The organism is Brevundimonas sp., from assembly GCF_035627055.1.
Classification (GTDB): Bacteria; Pseudomonadota; Alphaproteobacteria; order Caulobacterales; family Caulobacteraceae; genus Brevundimonas.
On record NZ_DASPMM010000001.1, the window covers coordinates 40,061 to 58,106 of the forward strand.

The 18,046-nt window shown below is 70.1% G+C and carries 17 protein-coding genes and 2 tRNA genes; 12 read left to right on the forward strand and 7 right to left on the reverse strand.

What is annotated here, in order from left to right:
• Position 1: 1 nt before the first annotated feature.
• The gene (locus VEA98_RS00175; RefSeq protein WP_324809884.1) at positions 2–1,108 is read right to left on the reverse strand and encodes a flagellar basal body P-ring protein FlgI; all 1,107 of its coding nucleotides are present in this window, start codon (positions 1,106–1,108) and stop codon (positions 2–4) included.
• Between the two features lie 183 nt (positions 1,109–1,291).
• Between VEA98_RS00175 and VEA98_RS00180 the strand changes: the two genes are divergently transcribed.
• From VEA98_RS00180 to gltX, 3 genes are all read left to right on the forward strand, one after another.
• Positions 1,292–1,717, forward strand: coding sequence for a flagellar assembly protein FliX (locus tag VEA98_RS00180; protein WP_324809886.1), 426 nt, complete (start codon positions 1,292–1,294; stop codon positions 1,715–1,717).
• Between the two features lie 180 nt (positions 1,718–1,897).
• Positions 1,898–2,326 (forward strand): RNA polymerase-binding protein DksA, encoded by a 429-nt coding sequence (gene dksA / locus VEA98_RS00185; RefSeq protein WP_324809888.1) that lies wholly within the window; start codon positions 1,898–1,900, stop codon positions 2,324–2,326.
• Between the two features lie 69 nt (positions 2,327–2,395).
• Complete coding sequence (gltX, locus tag VEA98_RS00190) at positions 2,396–3,730, forward strand: glutamate--tRNA ligase (protein WP_324809890.1); 1,335 nt, start codon at positions 2,396–2,398, stop codon at positions 3,728–3,730.
• Positions 3,731–3,817: 87 nt separating this feature from the next.
• Here gltX and VEA98_RS00195 read toward each other — a convergent pair whose 3' ends face one another.
• On the reverse strand, positions 3,818–4,108 hold the full coding sequence (locus VEA98_RS00195; protein ID WP_324809893.1) for a CC_3452 family protein: 291 nt from the start codon (positions 4,106–4,108) through the stop codon (positions 3,818–3,820).
• Between the two features lie 92 nt (positions 4,109–4,200).
• Positions 4,201–4,803 carry a TIGR00730 family Rossman fold protein gene (locus VEA98_RS00200; protein ID WP_324809896.1) on the reverse strand — a complete coding sequence of 201 codons (603 nt, stop codon included), beginning with the start codon at positions 4,801–4,803 and terminating at the stop codon, positions 4,201–4,203.
• Between the two features lie 82 nt (positions 4,804–4,885).
• Here VEA98_RS00200 and VEA98_RS00205 point away from each other — a divergent pair, with 82 nt between their 5' ends.
• Together VEA98_RS00205 and VEA98_RS00210 are read left to right on the forward strand one after the other, a co-directional pair.
• Positions 4,886–5,635: a hypothetical protein gene (locus tag VEA98_RS00205; RefSeq protein ID WP_324809899.1), complete on the forward strand. Its 750-nt coding sequence runs from the start codon at positions 4,886–4,888 to the stop codon at positions 5,633–5,635.
• Between the two features lie 201 nt (positions 5,636–5,836).
• On the forward strand, positions 5,837–6,376 hold the full coding sequence (locus VEA98_RS00210) for a hypothetical protein (RefSeq protein WP_324809901.1): 540 nt from the start codon (positions 5,837–5,839) through the stop codon (positions 6,374–6,376).
• A gap of 16 nt (positions 6,377–6,392) precedes the next feature.
• Here the strand turns inward: VEA98_RS00210 and VEA98_RS00215 are convergent.
• Positions 6,393–6,467, reverse strand: a tRNA-Asn gene (locus VEA98_RS00215).
• Positions 6,468–6,535: 68 nt separating this feature from the next.
• Between VEA98_RS00215 and VEA98_RS00220 the strand changes: the two genes are divergently transcribed.
• Positions 6,536–7,333 (forward strand): RNA methyltransferase, encoded by a 798-nt coding sequence (locus VEA98_RS00220; protein ID WP_324809904.1) that lies wholly within the window; start codon positions 6,536–6,538, stop codon positions 7,331–7,333.
• Between the two features lie 243 nt (positions 7,334–7,576).
• On the opposite strand, the gene VEA98_RS00225 is transcribed toward VEA98_RS00220, so the two are convergent.
• A tRNA-Cys gene (locus VEA98_RS00225) sits at positions 7,577–7,650 on the reverse strand.
• A gap of 142 nt (positions 7,651–7,792) precedes the next feature.
• On the opposite strand from VEA98_RS00225, the gene VEA98_RS00230 reads away from it, so the two are divergent.
• The 5 genes from VEA98_RS00230 to VEA98_RS00250 all read left to right on the forward strand — a co-directional run bounded on the left by VEA98_RS00230 (position 7,793) and on the right by VEA98_RS00250 (position 14,433).
• Positions 7,793–8,422 carry a protein-L-isoaspartate O-methyltransferase gene (locus tag VEA98_RS00230; RefSeq protein WP_324809907.1) on the forward strand — a complete coding sequence of 210 codons (630 nt, stop codon included), beginning with the start codon at positions 7,793–7,795 and terminating at the stop codon, positions 8,420–8,422.
• 130 nt (positions 8,423–8,552) lie between these two features.
• Positions 8,553–10,031, forward strand: a complete 1,479-nt coding sequence (locus tag VEA98_RS00235) for a TolC family outer membrane protein (RefSeq protein ID WP_324809910.1) — start codon at positions 8,553–8,555, stop codon at positions 10,029–10,031.
• Positions 10,032–10,206: 175 nt separating this feature from the next.
• Complete coding sequence (locus tag VEA98_RS00240; RefSeq protein ID WP_324809913.1) at positions 10,207–10,839, forward strand: DUF2497 domain-containing protein; 633 nt, start codon at positions 10,207–10,209, stop codon at positions 10,837–10,839.
• Positions 10,840–10,924: 85 nt separating this feature from the next.
• Complete coding sequence (locus tag VEA98_RS00245; protein WP_324809915.1) at positions 10,925–13,657, forward strand: valine--tRNA ligase; 2,733 nt, start codon at positions 10,925–10,927, stop codon at positions 13,655–13,657.
• The gene (locus VEA98_RS00250; protein ID WP_324809919.1) at positions 13,654–14,433 is read left to right on the forward strand and encodes a TlyA family RNA methyltransferase; all 780 of its coding nucleotides are present in this window, start codon (positions 13,654–13,656) and stop codon (positions 14,431–14,433) included. The genes VEA98_RS00245 and VEA98_RS00250 overlap by 4 nt, the downstream gene beginning before the upstream one ends.
• A 109-nt stretch (positions 14,434–14,542) precedes the next feature.
• Here VEA98_RS00250 and VEA98_RS00255 read toward each other — a convergent pair whose 3' ends face one another.
• Entirely contained in the window at positions 14,543–15,205 is a 663-nt protein-coding gene (locus VEA98_RS00255) for a hypothetical protein (protein ID WP_324809922.1), read from the reverse strand.
• 158 nt (positions 15,206–15,363) lie between these two features.
• On the opposite strand from VEA98_RS00255, the gene VEA98_RS00260 reads away from it, so the two are divergent.
• Positions 15,364–16,608, forward strand: a complete 1,245-nt coding sequence (locus VEA98_RS00260; protein WP_324809924.1) for a class I SAM-dependent RNA methyltransferase — start codon at positions 15,364–15,366, stop codon at positions 16,606–16,608.
• Positions 16,609–16,611: 3 nt separating this feature from the next.
• On the opposite strand, the gene VEA98_RS00265 is transcribed toward VEA98_RS00260, so the two are convergent.
• Complete coding sequence (locus VEA98_RS00265; protein ID WP_324809928.1) at positions 16,612–17,973, reverse strand: DUF6880 family protein; 1,362 nt, start codon at positions 17,971–17,973, stop codon at positions 16,612–16,614.
• Between the last annotated feature and the right edge of the window lie 73 nt (positions 17,974–18,046).

Consider the following 18,046-nt stretch of genomic DNA (forward strand, 5'->3'; position numbering starts at 1 on the left):
CTCACATCACCTCGATTTCGGCCTGCAGCGCCCCGGCGGCCTTGATGGCCTGCAGGATGCTGATCATGTCGCGCGGACTGACGCCGAGGGCGTTCAGGCCGTTGACCAGGTCGGACAGGGATGCGCCGCCGCCGACGATCCGCATTTGGCGGCCCAGTTCCTCTTCGACGGAGACTTCCGACTGCGGCACGACCACGGTCTGGCCGCCCCGGCTGAACGGCTCCGGCTGGCTCACCGTCGGGGTCTCTTGCACCGAGACGGTCAGATTGCCCTGGGCGATGGCCACGGTGGAGACTCGCACCGCCTCGCCCATGACGATGACGCCATTGACCTCGTCGATGATCACCTTGGCGGGCGCGTCGACCTGCACCGGCAGGTTCTCGACCCGGCTGATGAAGCCCGCCATGCCCATCTGCCCGGGCGCGCGCAGGGCGATGACCGTGCCGTTCTCGGCCAGGGCGGCGTTCGGATAGACCTGGTTGATCGCGGCGGCGACCCGCTGCGCGGTGGTGAAGTCGGGATTGCGCAGCGTCAGCCGCACCTCGTTCATATTGGCCAGCTCGAAGCCCGTCTCGCGCTCGACCGTGGCGCCCGAGGCGATGCGGCCCGCGGTCGGCACGCCGCGCGTCACCGACGAGCCCGAAGCGCCCGAGGCCGAGACCGCGCCCGTCTGGATCGAGCCTTGCGCCACCGCATAGACCTCGCCATCCGCGCCCTGAAGGCTGGTGACCAGCAGGGTCCCGCCCAGGAGGCTCTTGGCGTCGCACATCGACGAGACGTTGACGTCGATGCGCGAACCCGGCGTGGCGAAGGGCGGCAGCTCCGCCGTCACCATGATCGCCGCCATGTTCTTGGAGTTGGCATTGGAGCCTCGGATGTTGACCCCGAGTCGCTCGGTCATCCCTTCCAGCGACTGGCGCGTGAAGGGGCAGTTGCGCAGGCTGTCGCCCGTGCCGTTCAGCCCGACCACAAGGCCATAGCCGACCAGCTGGTTGGTGCGCACCCCCTCGACGGCGGCGATGTCCTTGATCCGCGACTGGGCGGCGGCCGGGGCCGCGAATCCGGCGATGGCGGCGGCGGTCAGGAGGGAGGCGAGCAGTTTCTGCATCGGTACGGGGTCCGCGAACTGTTGTGCCCGTTGCGATGCCAGCCCTGTGCCAATCCAAAAGCTCAATGATTTCAGGGGCCCGTCCCACCGAGGCTGCATCGATGCGGCAGAAACTGCCGGGGCGTTAACCAAACGGTGACCCGGCGCCGACGATGGTCGCACCATGTCCTGGAGTCGCAATCCATGAAGGTCACCGGCCCCTCCGGCCCGTCCTCCTCACGGGGAGCCCGTCCCGCGAAAGCGGCTGGCGGCTTTTCGGTGCCCGCCTCCGGAGCGTCCGCCGCCGCTGGCGCGGCCACGGCCGCCGCCACGGTCTCGGGCGTCGCGGGCGTCTCGGCCCTGATGGCCCTGCAGGGCGTGGAAGACGCCACCGAGCGACGCCGCCGCGCCATCCGCCGCGGCAGCGGTCTGCTGGACCGGCTCGACGAACTGAAGCTGGCCCTGCTGGCGGGTGAGGCGGGCGAGGCGGCGCTGGAACGGCTCGGCCGCGGTCTGGGCGAGGACCGGCCGATCGACGCCGATCCGGCCTTGAATGGCCTGCTGGCCCAGATCGATCTGCGGGCCGCGGTTGAGCTGGCCAAGGCTGATCTTCGCCGCAACGCAGCATAAGTCGGCGAAATCTTTCGCAAAAGCGCACTCGGCGAGCGCCGGGTGATGAAGAAATGTCACGCTCGGCCACCCACCCGATCAATCGCGGTCACGCTCGCGCGAGCGTTGTTGCCGCGACTCTTCGCCATCCCTATACGCAGCACTGCGCCACAGGGGGGCGCTGTTGAGAGCGTGAGTGCGATGAACGCATTGGCGTCTGTGAGTGAGCCGAACACCTATCGGCCCTCCGAGGACGAGCCGTTCATGAACGAACGGCAGCTGGCCTATTTCAAGGCCAAGCTCCTGGCCTGGAAGGATGAAATCCTTCGCGAGTCCAAGGGCACGGTGGTCAACCTGAAGGCCGAGACGGAAAACCATCCGGATCTGGTCGATCGGGCGTCATCGGAATCCGACCGCGCCCTCGAGCTGCGGACCCGGGACCGCCAGCGCAAGCTGATCTCCAAGATCGACGAAGCGCTGCGCCGCATCGAGGACGGCTCCTACGGCTATTGCGAGGAGACCGGCGAGCCGATCACCCTCGGCCGTCTGGAAGCCCGCCCCACCGCGACCCTCTCGGTCGAGGCCCAGGAACGGCACGAGCGCCGCGAACGCGTCCACCGCGACGACTGAGCGACGGCTGCGCCTTGACTTGAACGGCTGCGAGCGCGACCTACGCGCCTCGCGTTTCAAGGTCGCTCCATGTCCGTCAAGGTTCGTTTCGCCCCGTCGCCGACGGGTAAGCTGCACGTAGGCAATGTGCGCACGGCGCTGGTGAACTGGATGTTCGCCAAAGGGCAGGGCGGTTCCTTCGTCCTGCGCATCGACGACACCGACCTGGCCCGCTCCACGCCGGAGTTCGAGCAGGGCATCGAGGACGACCTGACCTGGCTCGGCCTGGTCTGGGACGAACGCCACAACCAGTCGAAGCGGTTCGACCGCTATGAGGAGGCCGCGGCCCGCCTGAAGGCCTCGGGCCGGCTGTATCCCGCCTATGAAACCGCCGACGAGCTCGATCGCCGCCGCAAGGTGCAGCTGTCGCGGGGCCTGCCGCCCGTCTACGACCGCGCGGCGCTTGAGCTGACCGACGCCCAGAAGGCCGCCTACGAGGCCGAGGGCCGCCGCCCGCACTGGCGCTTCAAGCTGGATGGCAAACGGGTCGCCTGGGAGGACCTGTCGCGCGGCCATGCCGAGGTCGACACCGCCTCCATGTCGGATCCGGTGCTGATCCGCGAGGACGGTCTGTTCCTCTATACCCTGCCGTCGGTGGTCGATGACATCGACATGGGCATCACCCACGTCATCCGCGGTGAGGACCACGTCACCAACACCGGCGCCCAGATCGAGATTTTCGAGGCCCTGGGCGGCCCCGTGCCCGCCTTCGCCCACATGCCGCTGCTGGTCGGCGCCGACGGCCAGGCCCTGTCCAAGCGGCTCGGCTCGCTGTCGATCTCGGAGATGCGCGAGCAGGGCTATGAGCCGATCGCCATCACCAGCCACCTGGGCCGCATCGGCACCTCGGACCCGCTCGAGGTCGGCGCCTCCGTCGACGCGCTGGGACAGAGCTTCAGCTTCTCGAAAATGGGCCGTTCGCCGGCGCGCTACGACACCGCCGATCTCGACCGGCTGAACGCCCAGGCCCTGCACGCGATGGACTACGCCGCCGCCCGCCCGCGCTTGGCGGCGCTCGGTTCCGATATGGGGGAAACCGTCTGGAACACCCTGCGCCCGAACCTGCAGAAGTTCTCGGATGTGGTTGATCTGGAACGGATCATCAGTGGCCCGGTCACGCCGGTGATTGAAGACGCCGCCTTCGCCGCCGCGGCCTTGGAAGTCCTGCCCCAGTCGTTGGACGCCGACGCCTGGTCGGTCTGGACCAACGCCGTCAAGGAACGCACCGGCGCCAAGGGCAAGGCGCTGTTCATGCCGCTGCGCCATATCCTCACGGGTCAGGCGCACGGCCCGGACATGGCCAGCCTGGTGCCGCTGATCGGCCGCGAGCGCATCGTGAAGCGGCTGGCCGGCGAGACCGCCTGACCGCCGGACTGACTCCCTTCCAGAGTCAGAAAGGGCCGCCCCTCGGAAAGGGCGGCCCTTGTCTTTGGTCGATCCCGCTGGCGCCGATCAGGCGTTGCAGGCGGCGATCTGATCGGCGGACAGCTGGACGCCCTTGTAGGTGAAGGCGGTCACGGCGCCGAAACGAGCCACGACCCGGCGGCAGGCGCGGGTGGCCGTCTGGTTGGCGCCGCCGCTGGCGGTGCAGGTGGCGCCTTCGCAGCGCCAGGCGGCGCCGTCGATGATGGTGCGTTCGGCGGGCGCCTTGGAGGCGTCGGCGAGCACGGCGCTCGAGACGGGGGCGCCGGCGAACGCCGGAGCGGCGACGAGAAGGGTCGCGGCGATAAGCAGAGCACGCATGGGGAGGTCTCCGAGGATGGCAGGGGCGTTGATCCGCCCGGCGACGTCAGCAGCCAGCGTCGAATGCGAGGTGTTGACTGACCAGTGATTACTTATCGCTGATCATGTTGCAAGTGAGGCATCTCGTCCGACGCACGGACCGTCTCGATCGCCGCTTCGACCGAGTTGCAGACCGCCCACGCCCGCCGGAACGACGCCGGGGTCATGCCCTCCTCGATGCTGTGCTCCATGACCGCCAGCAGCGCATCCCAGAAGCCGTTGAGATTCAGGAACACCACCGGCTTGGCGTGCAGGTCGAGCCGCTTCCACGACAGCACCTCGATGGCCTCTTCCAGCGTGCCGACGCCGCCCGGCGCGACCACGAAGGCATCCGACTGGTCGTACATGATTGTCTTGCGCTCGTGCATCGACGGAACGACGAGGGTCTCGACCTCGTCGAACAGCCGTTCACGGCTGCGCAGGAAGCCGGGCATGACCCCCAGCACCCGTCCGCCGGCCTCGTGCGCCGCCCGCGCCGAGGCCCCCATCAGGCCCACCCCGCCGCCGCCATAGACCAGCCGCCAGCCCTGCCGCGCCGTCTGTTCGCCGAAAGCCCGCGCCGCCGCCAGATACTCGGGATTCACGGTCTCGGCCGAGCCGCAGAACAGGCAGACCGACTTGCCGTCGAACGGCTGGATGGTGACGGGCGACGACATGAGGCCTCTTGCAGACAATGAAAGACAGCGGGCGCATCGCCGCGCTATCTGGGGCGACACTCCTAACGGTCGGAGAGGCAGGATGAAACGGGCGATATTGTCCCTTGTCGCGGCGGCGCTCGCGGGCGTCGCGACGGCCTGTTCTCCGGCGCCGCCCGAGCAGGACAAGACCGGTCCGCAGGCGGCGGGGGACTGGACCCGCCCGCCGGTGATCCAGCGCGTCGACCGGACGGGCTCGACCCTCGTCGTGTCCGGCGTCGCCCAGGCCGACGGACGGGTGGTGCTGCGCAGCGACGACGGCGCGGCCTTCGCGGCGTCGGCCGACTCGCGAGGCCGGTTCGAAATCCGCCTTCCGGCCCCTGCGGCGCGTCTTCTGCTCCGCCCCGAGACCCAGGTGGGCCAGGACACGGCGCCGTCGCCCGATCAGTTGCTGATCCTCGCGGGAGGGCAGGGGCCGGTTGTCGTGCTGCGCCCGGGCGGGGCGACCCGCCGGCTCGACGCGGCCCCGGCCCTCGGCGCAGTCGACAGCGACGGGCGCATGCGGCTGGCCTCGGGCCGGGTCGCCCAGGGCACGGATCGGGTCGAGGTGCGCAGCGACGGCGAAACGGTGCAGGTCGCGCCCGACGCCGCGGGCGGCTGGAGCGTCATGCTGGCCCCGCATGGCGGTCCGGACCAGATTCAGGTCGATGGCCGCGATTTCGTCTGGCCGGGCGAGGCGCCGGCGTCGGCCGGGCTGTCGGTGGAGCGACTCGAGTCCGGCTGGCGGGTCCGCTGGCCCGGGCCAGCCGGCGCCAGCCAGTCGACCTGGTTGCCCGATCCCGCCGGACCCTGAGACGGTTTACGGCCCGTTAACCAATTCAGCTGATCGAGGGGGCGTCTTCTTTGTTCGAGGACACCCACCATCACCGAACCACTTCAGCCCGGCGTTCGCGTCGGGCTTTTTTCTGGCCTGCCGACCTGACGACTCCTGACGGCCGGTTGACCGCGAGCGGGTGGGCCGTACCGTTCGGGAAAGCGGTTCGGGAGGCCGGAAATGTTGGGTTCGCTCATGATCGCCGCCCTGTTGTCGGGCGGGCAGGCCGCTCCCGAGGGGCTGCCGTTTTCGCGCCAGGAGTGGATGTACGGGCGGTCCGCCATCTCGTCCTACGCGGTCCGTCACGGCAATGGCGCCGGCAGCGTCTACTACATGACCTACGGCGACGACCCCGGAAGCTTCTACTACGCCGCCTACGGAACCGAACCGGGCTCCATCTACTACTGGCGCTACGGGACCGCCGAGGGTTCCCAATATTTCTGGCGCTACGGCAGGACAGCCGGCAGCCGGTATTTCTGGACCCACGGCGACGGCTGCCTCTCTCAACAGGGCTGGGCCAACGGAAGCGGAGTCGCGTGCGGTCCGCGGGCGCCGGCGATTCTCCTGACGCTGTGCATGGCTCGGGTCGTCGACATCGAGCCCTGCGCCGTCATCGACGCCGAACTGGCCGCATGGGTGGAGCGCCTCGACTCGTCGGCCTCGTCCAGGCAGGTCGAACGGCTTGCCGAACTGCGGGAAGGGCGTCCGGCGCCTGAGTGACGGGAAAGGCCGAGAGTGGCTCCGCGGGTAGGATTCGAACCTACGACCAGCCGATTAACAGTCGGCTGCTCTACCACTGAGCTACCGCGGAACACTTCCTCTCGGGAAGGCGGGCGCTATAGCAGCGCGAGTCGCGCTCACGCAACGGGAAATATCCGATTGGCCGCAATCCGCATCGACGATCCGTTGGACCCTCGCGTCGCGGCCTTCCGCGATATCCGCGAACGCGACCTGACCGGCCGCGAGGGGCTGTTCGTGGCCGAGGGCGAAGTGGTGTTGCGGGTGCTCGCCTCGCCGGCCTCGCTGTGCGCCCCGGTCGCGGCCCTGATCGCCGAAAAGCGGCTGCCGGCGCTGGCCGACGCGCTGGCGGCCCTGCCGGCCGGAACGCCCGTCTATTCCGCCTCCCAGCCCGTGATCGACGGAGTCGCCGGCTTCCATCTCCACCGCGGCATCCTCGCCCTGGGCCGGAAGCCCCCGCAACGATCGCCGGGCGAGGTGTTGACCGCGCTGGGCGACGAGGCCGTCGTGGTGCTGGCCTGCGGCATCGGCAATCACGACAACATGGGGGGCATTTTCCGAGCCGCTGCAGCCTTCGGGGCCGGGGCCGTGCTGCTCGACGACCGCTGCTGCGATCCCTTCTACCGCAAGGCCATCCGCGTCTCGGTCGGTGCGGCGCTGCGCACCCCGATGGCGGCCGGCCTCGACGCGGGCCAGATGATCGACGGGTTGAAGGCCGCCGGCTTCCGCGTCCTGGCCATGACCCCGTCGTCGCCGTCGCCGTTGCACCTCGCCCCGAGGGGAGGGCGGACGGCCATCGTGCTCGGCGCCGAGGGTCCGGGCCTGCCGACTCGGCTGCTGGACCGCTGCGAGACGGTCGGCATTCCGATGTCCGGCGGCTTCGATTCCCTCAATGTGGCCACTGCAGCGGCCATCGCCCTGCATCATTTCACCCGATAGGCGAGAGGCGTTCACCAAACCGCGATTAACCCTTCGTATACCTTGATGAACGTCGCGATCTGTGGCGCTGTGTCGGGGTCCGGGGGGAGTTGGCTATGTTCGACAGCATTCTGTTCTTCGTCAGCCGCAACGCGCGCGTCGCCGTCGCGGTCACGATCGTCGCCGCGTCGGTCAGTGCGGCCACCGTCATCGGCTGGATCACCGCGCCGGTCTGACCGGGTCCTGACTGTCTGAAACTCGCGATGGAGGCCTGACCGGGAATCGAACCCGGGTGCAAGGATTTGCAGTCCTCTGCGTCACCACTCCGCCATCAGGCCCTGGGGCCGCCTCTGGGGGCGACCTCGCCATCGCGAGGGGCGTTCGCTATCAGATCGGATTGTCGCCCGCAACGCACAGACCTATAAGCGCGCGAGATTTCCGGCGCGTTACCGCGCTTTGCCTTTTCGGGACGATCGACAGATGGATTTCGCCGCCGCGCGCAAGGTCATGGTGGACAGTCAGGTCCGGGTGAACGACGTCACGGATCGTGACCTGCAGGCCGCACTCCTGGCGGTGCCGCGCGAGCGCTTCCTGCCGGCCGAGCGCGCCTTCGCCGCCTATGCCGAGATCGAGCCGGAGATCGCCAACGGCCGCCGTCTGATGCTGCCCCGCGACCTGTCGAAACTGCTGATGGCGCTGGACCTGTGCGCCGGCGAGACCGCTCTGGCCATCGCCGCCCCCTACGCGGCCGCGGTCATGGCGCAGATGGGCCTGACGGTCACGGCCCAGGAAGCCGACGCCGAAGTGCTCGATGTGGTGGCTCCCGCCCTCGCGGAGGCCGGGGTGAATGCGGTGGTCGCGCCGTTCGCCCGGCCCGTGGGTGAAGGCTACGACGTCATCGTCTCCGAGGCCGCCGCGCCCGTGCGCCCCGAGGCCTGGCTCGCCGCGCTCAAGGTCGGCGGCCGCCTCGCCGTGGTCGAGCGCGCCGGCCCCGCCGGCAAGGCCGTCCTCTATGTGAAGGGAGCCTCGGGCCTCTCGCGTCGCGAGCTTTTCGACGCCGCGCCGCCGGTTCTTGCGGACCTTGCGCCCGAGCCCGCCTTCGCCCTGTAGTCGGCGCCTCGGTCCTTTTTCGGCGGGCGCGTGAAAAAATCTTAACTGGCGCGGGAGGAAACCGTCCCGCATCAGGCCTATGGGATACAAAGGGCGTGTGCATCCTCGTGCGCGCCAGGCAGGAACAGACATGCTGAAACGTTCGCGCGCGCTCGCCTCGGTCGCCATCTTCGCCGTCGCCGCCGGTCTGAGCGCGCCTGCCTGGGCCGAGACGCTGCAGGAAGCGATCGCCCTAGCCTATCAGACCAATCCCTCTCTGCTGGCCCAGCGCGCCAACCAGCGCGCCCTGGACGAGTCGATCGTCCAGGCCCGCGCGGGCCTGCGCCCGCAGCTGGACATCACCTTCAGCGGCGACCACAGCCAGAGCTACGGCGACGCAGCCCTGTTCGAAGGCGACAGCGCCTCGGCCAGCATCGGCCTGTCGCAGACCTTGTGGAGCGGCGGCCGCATCGGCCACGGCATCACCGCCGCCGAGGCCGAGGTCCTGGCCGGCCGCGAGGACCTGCGCGACATCGAACAGACCGTGCTCGCCTCGGTGATCCAGGCCTATGCCGACGTGATCCGCGACAGCGAAATCCTTCGCATCCGCCAGGCCAACCTCGGCGTGCTGCAGCGCCAGCTCGAGGAAGCCTCGGCCCGCTTCGAAGTCGGCGAGATCACCCGCACCGACGTCGCCCAGTCCGAGGCCCGCCTAGCCCAGTCCGAGGCCGACCTGGCCAACGCTCAGGCCCAGCTGTCGGTGTCGCGCGCCGCCTACGCCGCTGTGGTCGGCCAGGCCCCGGGCGACCTGGCGCCCATGCCGGTTCTGCCGGGCGTGCCCGTCGATTTCGATTCCGCGCTCGACGTCGCCCTGGCGGACAACCCCGGCATCCGCTCCGCCGCCTTCAGCCTGCGCGCGGCCGAGGCCAACGTCGCCGCCGCCAAGGCCGAGTACATGCCGTCGGCGCGGCTGACCGCCTCGTACGGCGGCTCCAACGATGACTTTGACCGGATCGGCGATATCGCCGACACCACCCGCCTCACCGCGGGGGCCAGCATCTCGGTGCCGCTGTTCACCGGCGGCCTGAACAGCTCCCGCGTGGCCCAGGCGCTGGAACGCGCCAACGTGGCCCAGATCAACGTCGAGGGCGCGCGCCGCAGCACCCTGCGTTCCGTCAGCTCGGCCTACGCCCAGTCGGTATCGGCGCGATCGACCCTTGAGGCCGGGGCGGAAGCGGTGCGCGCGGCCACGGTGGCCGCCGAGGGCGTCCGCCAGGAGGCCCAGGTCGGCCTGCGGACCACGCTCGACGTCCTCAACCAGGAGCTGGAGCTGCGCAACGCCGAGATCACCCTGGCCAGCGCCCGCCGCAACGAATACGTCGCCCAGGCCAATCTGCTGGCGGCGATGGGCCGGCTGGAAGGGGCGGATCTCGACCCGACGCTGACCCTGTACGACCCGGCCGACAACTACGACCGCGTGCACAATCGCGGAGCCCTGCCGTGGGACGCCCTGCTCGAGGCCGTCGACCGCATCGTCGCGCCGCCGATCATGCCCGCCACCGACGCTCCCGACGCGCCGATTGACCAGCAGTTGAAGTCCGAGCTCGTCCAGACTGCGCCGCGCGACTGACCGGGCGGATCGCCCGGTAGGCGACTCGGGCCGGGTTGGTTAACCTGGGAGGCGAAAAACGCCCGTTGATTCCAGCGGGCTGAGATGCGACGACATTTCGCGGGGTAGGGGCCGTGCCCCCGCGCCGCCCATCATTCAGACTTTGCGTTCGCCGCGCGCGCCTCGGGGTTTCGACATGACCGACCAGACCGCCCAGGAACCGACGATGGAGGAAATCCTGGCGTCGATCCGCCGGATCATCTCCGAAGACGACGCGCCCGCGGAGACTCCCCAGGCCGCCGCCGCGCCGGCGGAAGCGGAGCCTGAGGCCGAAGACGAGCCCGCCGCGGCCGAATCGTCGCCCGCCCTGATGGATGAGACCCCCGCCATGCAGGAGCCCGAGGCGTCCGAGGAGGACGTGCTGGAGCTGACCGACACCTACGAGGCCCCGGCGGCCGAGAGCATCGGCGACCTCGACGTCTCGCCGGCCGCCGATGTCGATCCCTTCCCGGTCGAGGCGGTCAGCGAATCGGTCTTCGCCCCGGAGCCCGCCGCCGACACCTCGGCCAGCGCGGCTCCGACCGGCTACGACACCCTCGTCGGCGACAGCGCCGCGGCCAGCGCCGCGTCCGCCTTCGCCGGACTGGCCTCCTCCCTGAAGAAGTCCGAGCCCATGGAACCCTCGACCCCCTCCGGCCCCACGCTCGATGAACTGGCCCGTTCGCTGCTGCGGCCGATGCTGAAGGAATGGCTCGACGCCAACCTGCCGGGCATCGTCGAGGCCCAGGTACGCAAGGAAGTCGAACGCATCGCCCGCTCCGCCGGCTAGCTTCACCTGCGACCTGATCAAGGCTAGATCATTCCGGGGCGGCTCCAGTCGGGGCCGCCCTTTCTCATTCGTGTAAGACCACTCCATGCTCGACAAGACCTTCGACCCGAAAGCCGCCGAACCGCGCCTCTATGCGACGTGGGAAGAGAGCGGCGTGTTCGCGCCCCGCCAGGACACGGCGGCCGAGGCCTATTCGATCGTCATCCCGCCGCCCAACGTGACAGGCTCGCTGCACATCGGCCACGCGCTCAACAACACGCTGCAGGACATCCTCGCCCGCTATCACCGCATGACCGGCAAGGCCGTGCTGTGGCTGCCCGGCACCGACCACGCCGGCATCGCCACCCAGATGGTGGTCGAGCGCCAGCTGGCCGCGGCGGGCAACATGAGCCGGCGCGAGATGGGCCGCGACGCCTTCGTCGACAAGGTCTGGGAATGGAAGGCGACCAGCGCCGGCTCGATCCAGCAGCAGCTGCGCCGGCTCGGGGCCTCGTGCGACTGGTCGCGCGAGCGCTTCACCCTCGATCCCGAGCTGCAGGTCGCGGTGCGCAAGGTCTTCGTCCAGCTGCACAAGGAAGGGCTGATCTACCGCGACAAGCGGCTGGTGAACTGGGACCCGCATTTCCAGACCGCCATCTCCGACCTCGAGGTCGAGCAGCGCGAGATGGACGGCTTCTACTGGCATTTCGCCTATCCGCTGGCGGATGGCGTGACCTACGAGCACCCGATCGCTTTCGACGAGGAGGGCAAGGCCACGGAGTGGGAAACCCGCGACCATATCGTCGTCGCCACCACCCGACCGGAGACCATGCTGGGCGACACCGGCGTGGCCGTGCACCCGGAGGACGGGCGCTACGCCGGCCTCGTCGGCCAATGGATCGACCACCCGATCACCGGCCGCCGCATCCGCATCGTCGCCGACGACTACGCCGACCCTGCGAAGGGCTCGGGCGCGGTGAAGATCACCCCCGCCCACGATTTCAACGACTTCGGAGTCGGCAAGCGCACGGGCCTGGAGGCGCTGAACGTGCTCGACGCCTTCGGGCGCATCACCAACGCCGACACGCCGGACGTCCCGGCCGAATACTGCGGCATGGACCGCTTCGTCGCCCGCAAGGCCATCGTGGCCCGGGCCGAGGCGGAGGGCTGGCTCAAGGAGATCGAGAAGACCCGTCACGTCGTCCCGCACGGCGACCGCTCCGGCGTGGTCATCGAGCCGTGGCTGACGGACCAGTGGTACGTCGACGCCCACACCCTGGCGCAGCCGGCCATCAAGGCGGTGGAGCAGGGCGACACCACGTTCGAACCGGCCAGCTACTCCAAGATCTATTTCGAGTGGCTGCGCAATATCGAGCCGTGGTGCATCTCGCGCCAGCTGTGGTGGGGTCATCGCATTCCCGCCTGGTACGGCCCGAATGGCGAAATTTACGTCGCCGAGTCGGAGGAGGACGCCCGCGAACAGGCGATGGCCGACTACGATTCCGAGGTCGTGCTGCACCAGGACGAGGACGTTCTCGACACCTGGTTCTCCTCCGCCCTGTGGCCGTTCTCGACCATGGGCTGGCCGGAGAAGACCGAAGACCTCGCGCGCTTCTATCCGACCTCCGACCTCGTCACCGCCGCGGACATCATTTTCTTCTGGGTCGCCCGGATGATGATGATGGGACTTCACTTCATGGATGAAGTGCCGTTCCGGCGCGTCATCATCAATGGCCTGGTCCGCGACGAGAAGGGCCAGAAGATGAGCAAGTCGAAGGGGAACGTCATCGATCCCCTGACCATCATCGACGAACTCGGGGCCGACCCGCTGCGCTTCACCATGGCCATCCTGTCGGGGACGCGGGACATCAAGTTATCGCGCCAACGCATTGAAGGTTATCGTAACTTCGGCACCAAGCTGTGGAACGCCGCCCGCTTCTCGCAGATGAACGAAGCGCGCCGCGTCGAAGGCTTCGACCCCGCGGGCGTGCAGCAGACCATCAACCGCTGGATCCGCGGCGAACTGACAAAAGCCGGGCGCCAGGTCTCCGCGGCCATCGAAGGCGGCCGTTTCGACGACGCCGCCTCGGCCCTCTACCGCTTCGTCTGGAACGTCTTCTGCGACTGGTACCTCGAACTGGCCAAACCGGTGTTCACCGGCGCCGACGAGGCGACGAAGGCCGAGACCCGCGCCATGACGGCCTGGACCCTCGACCAGACCCTGAAGCTGATGCACCCGGTCATGCCCTTCATCACCGAGGAGCTGTGGGGCCAGCTGGCGGACCAAGGCGCGCCGCGTCCTGAGCCCACCCTGATCGGCGCCGCCTGGCCCGACCTGCCCGACGCCTTCATCGACCCGTCCGCCGAGGCCGAGATTGGCTGGCTGGTCGACCTCGTCACCGAGATCCGCGCCCTCCGCGCCGAAATGAACGTGCCCCCGTCGGCCAGGCCGCCGCTGGCCTTCGTCGCGCCCGATGACGCAACGGCGGGGCGGATCGCCCGCCATCGCGATCTGCTGCTGACCCTCGGCCGGGTGTCGGACATCGCCGTGGCCGACGCGACGCCCGCGGGCGCCGTGACCTTCGTGTCCGGCGGCGCCACCGCCGCCCTGTCGCTGGCCGGGATCATCGATCTGGCCGCCGAACGCGCCCGGCTCCAGAAGGAGATCGCCGCCTTCGACAGCGACATCGGCCACGTCAATAAGAAGCTGGGCAACCCCAATTTCGTCGCCCGCGCCGCGCCCGAGGTCGTCGAGGAGCAGCGCGAGAAGCTGGCCGAGGCCGAGGCCGGCAAGGCCAAGCTGCAGGCGGCCCTGGCTCGTCTGGACGCGGTGGGGTGACACGGGTCCGGCTCGACCAGCTGCTGGTCGCGCGGGGCCTGGCCGAAAGCCGGGCCAGGGCGAAGGCGGCGATCGAGGCGGGCGGGGTATCCGTGGACGGCGCGCCGGCCCGGGCCGCCTCCCAGTCCGTCGCCGACGACGCCGTCGTCACCTACGCCGACGCCCATCGCTGGGTCGGACGCGGCGCATTGAAGCTGGACCACGCCCTGTCGCTGTGGCCCGTCGTTGTCGAGGGCCGCACCGTGCTCGACGTCGGCGCCTCGACCGGCGGCTTCACCGAGGTGTGCCTGGAACGCGGCGCGGCGCGGGTCTATGCGGTGGACGTCGGCTCGGGCCAGTTGCACCCGCGCATCGCCGCCGACCCCCGCGTCGTCAGCCTCGAGCACACCGACGCCCGCGACCTGACGCCCGGGCTGATCCCGCACCCGCCGCAGCTGATCGTCTGCGACGCCAGCTTCATCGGCCTCGCCAAGGTCCTGCCCGCCGCCCTGTCCCTGGCCGCGCCCGACGCCGATCTGGTCACGCTGGTGAAGCCCCAGTTCGAGGCCGCAAGCCCCAAGGCCGTCGGCAAGAAGGGCGTGATCAAGGACCCCGAGGCCCATCGGGTCGCCGTCGCCTCGGTCTCGTCCTGGCTGGAAGGGCAGGGATGGTCCGTCCAGGCGACCACCGAGAGCCCCATCACCGGCGGCGACGGCAACGTCGAATTCCTGCTCTGGGCCCGCCGCGCCTGGCGCGACCCGCGCTCAAGCAGCGAGCGACCGCGTCGCGAGCGTTAGCGCCGCCTCTTCGCAAAAGGAAAAACCCCCGGTGGATTTCTCCACCGGGGGTCTCCGTCACATCGCCGATCGACAGGGGGGCTGAAAAATAACCGGCGATGCGATTCGGTCAGTAGCGGTCCGGGCAGGACTGCTCGTAGCGGGTGACCAGCCGGCCATCGCGCGTGCGCGCGCGCGTCTCGATGGTGCGGCAGGCATAGGAATCCGGGCCGTACCCCGACTGGTAGCGGGTGCTGTAGCTGCGGTCGTAGTCGTAGCTGTCGCGGTAGCGGTCGTCGTAGCGATACCGGTCGTCGTAGCGGTCGTACGACTGATATCCGGACGGGTCGTACGACTGGTAGCCGTAGCGGTCGTTGTCGTAGCGATAGTCCGACTGGCCGTAGTAGCGGTCGCAGTCGCGGGCCGAGCTGCCGCCGACGCCGGCGCCGATCACGGCCCCGAGCACGCCGCCCAGCACGCTGCCTTCGGTGCGGCGGCCGCGCGCCGCCAGTTGCGATCCGGCCACGGCGCCGATGCCGGCCCCGATCACCGCGCCGCCGGCCTGGCGGTCGCTCCGGCAGGAGTCGTTGCGGTAGCGATCATCCCGGTAGCGGTCGTCGTACCGGTACTGGTCCTGATAGCCGTAGCTGTCGTTGTACCGGTACGGCTGCTCGTACGAGCCGTAGCGGTCACCCTGGTAGGTGTAGGCCTGGGCCGAGGCCGAGGCGGGGGCCAGCAGCATGCCGGCGGCGGCGGCTGCGGCGGCGGCGGTGGCGGTCAGACGGGCGAACATCGGTCGATCCTGAACTCTGTTGCAGAGATGGAGCCCGAACGAACGGCGCCCCGGTCTGTTGCATTCATCGTTAAGGCCGTGAAGCTGAACGGCCTTTGAGCGCGCCGTTCATCTTCGTTCAGGTTTCGCCGCCGGGCCGGAACCTCTAGAAGCGCGCCATGACGGAAACGCTGACCATCACGCGCGTGGGCGGGCAGGGGGACGGGATCGCCGACAGGCCCGGCGGCCCGGTGTTCGCGCCCCTGACCCTGCCGGGCGAGACCGTGCGCGCCGAGGTGCGCGACGGCCGCGCCGAGTCGGTCGACCTCCTCGTCGCCAGCCCCGACCGGATCGCGCCGGTATCGCCCCACTACGGCGACTGCGGCGGCTGCTCTCTGCAGCACTGGGCCAGCGAACCCTATCTGGAGTGGAAGCGCGACCAGGTGCGCCTCGCCCTGTCGCGCGAGGGCGTTGAGACCGACATCCAGCCGACCGTGGCGGTGCCCCCCGGCACGCGCCGTCGGCTCGCCCTGCACGCCCGGCGCGGCCCCGACGGACGGGCGATCCTCGGCTTCAAGGCGCGCAAGAGCTGGCGCCTGGTCGAGATCCGAGTCTGCCCGGTGGCCGAGCCGCGGCTGGTCGCGGCCATCCCCGCCCTGACCCGGGTGGCCGAGGCCTTCCTAGAACATCCGAAGTCGGCTCCGACCCTGCACGTGACCTGGACCCTGACCGGTCTGGATGTCGACGTCACCGGAGTCGAGCGGCGCAGCGGCGGCCTCTCACGCGACGCCCAGCTGCGCGCCATCGAGGCCGCGACCGCGGCCGATCTCGCCCGCCTCAGCCTGGCCGGCGACACGCTGGTGATGTCGCGCCAGCCGCTCGTCGGCTTCGGCCCCGCCACCGTGCCCCTGCCGGCCGGCGGCTTCCTGCAGGCCGTCCCCGAAGCCGAGGTCGCCATGGTCTCGCGCGCCGTCGAGGCGGTGCGCGGGGCGAAGAAGATCGCCGACCTGTTCTGCGGGGCCGGGACCTTCACCTTCCCGCTGGCCACGGTCGCGCCCGTGCTCGCCGCCGACGCCTCGGCGGCGGGGATCACGGCTCTCAAGGCGGGGATGGGCACGGCGCAGGGGCTGAAGCCGATCACGGCCGAGGTCCGCGACCTGTTCCGCCGCCCGCTGGCCCCCTACGACCTGCGCGGCTGCGACGCGATCGTGCTCGATCCGCCCCGCGCCGGCGCCCGCGAACAGACCGCCCAGCTCGGGGGCGCGAAGGCGCACACCGTCGTCTACGTCTCCTGCAATCCGGTCACCTTCGCCCGCGACGCCCGCGTGCTGGTCGACGGGGGCTTCCGGCTGGAGGGGGTCACGCCTGTCGACCAGTTCCTGTGGTCCGCCCACGTCGAGCTGGTCGCCGTGTTCCGGCGTTAGCCGTCACCGCCGCCATCGGGAGCGGCGGATGTCCGTCTCCAGTTCGGCGGCGAAGACCGCGTGATCCGGCACGCCGGGGGGCAGGTCGGCCTGGTCGGCCAGCACCGCCGCCTCGGAGATCAGGGCCGCGGCCTCGGTCACGGCGCCGAGCTGCACCAGCGTGCGGATCCGCACCCTCAGCAGCAGCATGGCCGCGACCGGATAGCGGCCCGCCAACCGCCCGGCCCAGAGCGGAAATTCTTCGGCGGTTCCGCGCAGCGACCCCGACCGCGTCAGGATCATCTCCGCCGCCTCGCGATGGGCCGGCCAGTTCATCAGGAAGGCCAGGCCCTTGTCGGCGTCCGGCCAACCGGCGGCGATCCCATGGGCCCGGTCAAGCGCGGCCACGTCCTCGAAGTCGGGCAGGGCGGCGATGAGGGCGCGCAGCTGGTTGGCGTCGAGCGAGCGTTCGAACAGCGCCCAGCGGGCGGCGGCGGCCTCTTCGGATCGACCCTCGCTGTCCAGCACCGCGATCTCCGCCGTCAGCCAGACGTCCGGGGGCGGGGAAGGGAGCCCGGCCGGGCGGCCCCAGCGCGAGGGCGCAGCCGGAGCACGCGAGGCCTCAAGCGCCGCTCGCGCCTCCGCCGCCCGGCCGGCGGTCGCCAGGCGGCGGGCGATTTCGGCGCCGATTTCGGGGCGGGCGCGGTCCGCCTCCGGAATGGTGCCGGCCCAGAGCTCGAAGTCGTCCACGCGATCCGCCAGCTTGCGTACGACCAGCGCCAATCGCCCCGTCGGCGCCGGCCGCCCCGCCGTCAGTTCGGACAGCAGGCGTCGGGCGACAGGCCTGTCCAGACCCGCGGTCGCGCGGCCCATCCAGCGCCCCCAGTCCGACAGTCGCGTCAGCACGGCGTCCGCCAGAACGGGCCCGGCGACCTCGGCCCTGGCCGCGGCGGCCGAGGCGGCGAGGTCGGCCGTCGCCGCATCGAACGCCTGGCCCAGTTCGTCCTTCGGGTCCTTCACCCTCACGGTCAGCCCCGGATAGAGGTCGAACCAGGCGATCATCCGGTCCAGCCCCAGCCGTGCATCGAGAGGAATCAGCCGGCCGGCGATCATCAGCCTCAGGGCCTCCAGGTCGCGGATCAGCTCGGGTCGCTTGCGCCACGACACCCGGGTCCGGCTGGTCGCCAGCGTCGTCAGCCGCCGGTCGATCTCGAACGCCAGGTCGGCCGCGCCGAGTTCGGAGGCCAGCTCCATCTTCAGGCGGCGCTTCCAGATCCGGTCGCCGCCGGCCACCTCGACCAGCATCGCCGCCAGCCGTTCGGGTCCCAGCGCCGCCAGGTTGGCCGCGTTCAGGGTCTTTCGCGCGCTGGTCGTGCGTTTCGCCATGCGCCGGGGCCTCCGTTCGTGAGCGGGCGAACATGGGCCTCGCAAGCGTGACGTCAACGGACAGGCGGCCCGT

What these genes read in the sequence shown, in the direction of transcription:
- dksA (WP_324809888.1), top strand. Translation starts at nt 1,898, where the DNA reads ATGAACGCATTGGCGTCTGTGAGTGAGCCGAACACCTATCGGCCCTCC.
- VEA98_RS00230 (WP_324809907.1), top strand. Translation starts at nt 7,793, where the DNA reads ATGGATTTCGCCGCCGCGCGCAAGGTCATGGTGGACAGTCAGGTCCGG.
- VEA98_RS00180 (WP_324809886.1), top strand. Translation starts at nt 1,292, where the DNA reads ATGAAGGTCACCGGCCCCTCCGGCCCGTCCTCCTCACGGGGAGCCCGT.
- VEA98_RS00240 (WP_324809913.1), top strand. Translation starts at nt 10,207, where the DNA reads ATGACCGACCAGACCGCCCAGGAACCGACGATGGAGGAAATCCTGGCG.
- gltX (WP_324809890.1), top strand. Translation starts at nt 2,396, where the DNA reads ATGTCCGTCAAGGTTCGTTTCGCCCCGTCGCCGACGGGTAAGCTGCAC.
- VEA98_RS00255 (WP_324809922.1), bottom strand. Translation starts at nt 15,205, where the DNA reads ATGTTCGCCCGTCTGACCGCCACCGCCGCCGCCGCAGCCGCCGCCGCC.
- VEA98_RS00260 (WP_324809924.1), top strand. Translation starts at nt 15,364, where the DNA reads ATGACGGAAACGCTGACCATCACGCGCGTGGGCGGGCAGGGGGACGGG.
- VEA98_RS00210 (WP_324809901.1), top strand. Translation starts at nt 5,837, where the DNA reads ATGTTGGGTTCGCTCATGATCGCCGCCCTGTTGTCGGGCGGGCAGGCC.
- VEA98_RS00235 (WP_324809910.1), top strand. Translation starts at nt 8,553, where the DNA reads ATGCTGAAACGTTCGCGCGCGCTCGCCTCGGTCGCCATCTTCGCCGTC.
- VEA98_RS00200 (WP_324809896.1), bottom strand. Translation starts at nt 4,803, where the DNA reads ATGTCGTCGCCCGTCACCATCCAGCCGTTCGACGGCAAGTCGGTCTGC.
- VEA98_RS00205 (WP_324809899.1), top strand. Translation starts at nt 4,886, where the DNA reads ATGAAACGGGCGATATTGTCCCTTGTCGCGGCGGCGCTCGCGGGCGTC.
- VEA98_RS00175 (WP_324809884.1), bottom strand. Translation starts at nt 1,108, where the DNA reads ATGCAGAAACTGCTCGCCTCCCTCCTGACCGCCGCCGCCATCGCCGGA.
- VEA98_RS00265 (WP_324809928.1), bottom strand. Translation starts at nt 17,973, where the DNA reads ATGGCGAAACGCACGACCAGCGCGCGAAAGACCCTGAACGCGGCCAAC.
- VEA98_RS00195 (WP_324809893.1), bottom strand. Translation starts at nt 4,108, where the DNA reads ATGCGTGCTCTGCTTATCGCCGCGACCCTTCTCGTCGCCGCTCCGGCG.
- VEA98_RS00245 (WP_324809915.1), top strand. Translation starts at nt 10,925, where the DNA reads ATGCTCGACAAGACCTTCGACCCGAAAGCCGCCGAACCGCGCCTCTAT.